Annotated in this window: 3 protein-coding genes; 2 read left to right on the top strand and 1 reads right to left on the bottom strand. The window is 42.2% G+C overall.

Annotated features, from left to right (window positions below; translation table 11 throughout):
* The first annotated feature begins 373 nt into the window (after positions 1-373).
* Together J5224_RS26995 and J5224_RS26990 are read left to right on the top strand one after the other, a co-directional pair.
* Positions 374-1,081: an enterotoxin A family protein gene (locus tag J5224_RS26995; RefSeq protein WP_264628233.1), complete on the top strand. Its 708-nt coding sequence runs from the start codon at positions 374-376 to the stop codon at positions 1,079-1,081.
* Positions 1,082-1,103: 22 nt separating this feature from the next.
* The gene (locus J5224_RS26990) at positions 1,104-1,445 is read left to right on the top strand and encodes a hypothetical protein (RefSeq protein WP_264628232.1); all 342 of its coding nucleotides are present in this window, start codon (positions 1,104-1,106) and stop codon (positions 1,443-1,445) included.
* Positions 1,446-1,573: 128 nt separating this feature from the next.
* Here the strand turns inward: J5224_RS26990 and J5224_RS26985 are convergent.
* Positions 1,574-1,647 (bottom strand): helix-turn-helix domain-containing protein (locus tag J5224_RS26985; RefSeq protein ID WP_001767670.1); only part of this gene is annotated, 74 nt, incomplete at its 5' end.

The following is a 1,647-nucleotide window of genomic DNA, read 5'->3' as shown; positions in this document are numbered from 1 at the left end:
GCTTCGCGCAGCCGTGATGAAAAAGAAGTGAAACTGCGTGCGCAAATTCAGCAGGGCAAAACCATCTGGGAACTGCACAACTTCAATGCGCTGTTGAAGCGTAATGGCATTGATGTTGAGATTTGATCTGCCCGAGGTATAACTCCGCGTTGTTATACGCTGTTTTTTCTAAATAGCCTGATAGGTGAGTGCTGCACCGATGCGCGGTGCGGCGCTTGCTTTATTGGGTTGCCATTTTTATTTCTGCTTTCTGAGATTAACAGCAGGGAATAAAAACATCGACCTTCTTCGCAAAAATAAAAAACGACAATAATAGTGCTTATCGTTTGTGTTATTTGTTTCGTCTCAATGATGTCATTTATCGGTGATTGAGATGAAAAAAAGCATGTTGATTATTTTTGTACTTTTCTTTAGTCATGGTGCTTATTCCACTTTATTTTTCTACCGTTACGATAGCGTGGACGCTGAGGATGCATTTAAAATTGGTTTTATTCCCTCAGGGCATAACAGGAACATGTATGAACACATAAGGGGAACCAGCTGTTTTGAGGGGGACGCAACTTCTAATTTTATTTCTACTTCATCCTCAGAGCAAATGTCACACATTATGGCAGAATCAGCGACGCCTGTTGGAATGATGTACTACCTCTATACCATTCGTCCTACCAGCAATTTTTATAGCTCAGTGAATAGTCTCCGAGCGGCTTTCGTTCGCACCAACGATTGGCGCTTTCAAAGTACGGTTCTAGATTATATGCATGAACAGGAGTGGTTGGCATTAGGGGGCATTGACACGGAGCAAATCTACAGCGCAAGGGCCTATCGAAGTAGAGGGCCCGATCAGCAGGCGGAATTTATCGCAGAGTATCTCAATCCTGCCTATCTTGATGCTGATACTGGGCCTAGTAGTGGTCATTATTATATTCCAGATTTACCTCGCTACGAATCGAGTGAGCGCTCTGCATGTTCTATTTGTTCCATTGATTCAATATCCAGTATGACTAAAAGAGATATAACCGACAGTCTTAGTCGATGGAAGAAATGCAGATATAAGATGATCGCAGCTGTGATGGATGACTAAAAAATATTAATGGAGGCTACGAATGAGAAGGACAGTCGGGTTAACAGTATTGCTGTTAATAAGCATGTCTTCCCATGCAATGGGGGACTTGGAAAGTGAATGTCACAAGGGAGGTAAACACAATATGCTCAAGGGTGAACATATAAAGGAGTATTTTATATCAACAACGATATCTGAAACAAATTATGGATTTAAGATAAAAGTAAATGATGAATGGTATAAAACAATATTAAAAGAGAACGAAGAGCAAGGGTATCGAGATCAGTTTTCCAGTACAGCCAGAATAGCCAAAATACTCCATCTTCCTGTGAATGTTTGTGTAGACAAAGTAAATGGCTATTTACTGGGTATCGAGCTTTTCTAGCAAGCGGGCTCGCATTGCAGTGGCATCGGGTGAAGTGCTTAAAGGTCGACGTTGCACCGCAACAGACAAAAAACGCCTGCCATTTCTGGCAAGCGTTTTTCTAAAAAACCAACGGTAATGAACCAGTATCAGTTCATGCCGTATTTTTTCAATTTCTTGCGCAGCGTACCGCGGTTGATACCCATCATCAGGGCCGCGCGGG

It is taken from the genome of Candidatus Symbiopectobacterium sp. NZEC135 (genome assembly GCF_025962695.1).
The sequence above is the reverse complement of the archived record's forward strand: the minus strand, read 5'-3'. Positions and strand labels throughout refer to the sequence as shown.

Bases quoted from the DNA above. Each gene is read 5' to 3' on its own strand.
- J5224_RS26995 (WP_264628233.1), top strand. From the start codon at position 374: ATGAAAAAAAGCATGTTGATTATTTTTGTACTTTTCTTTAGTCATGGT.
- J5224_RS26990 (WP_264628232.1), top strand. From the start codon at position 1,104: ATGAGAAGGACAGTCGGGTTAACAGTATTGCTGTTAATAAGCATGTCT.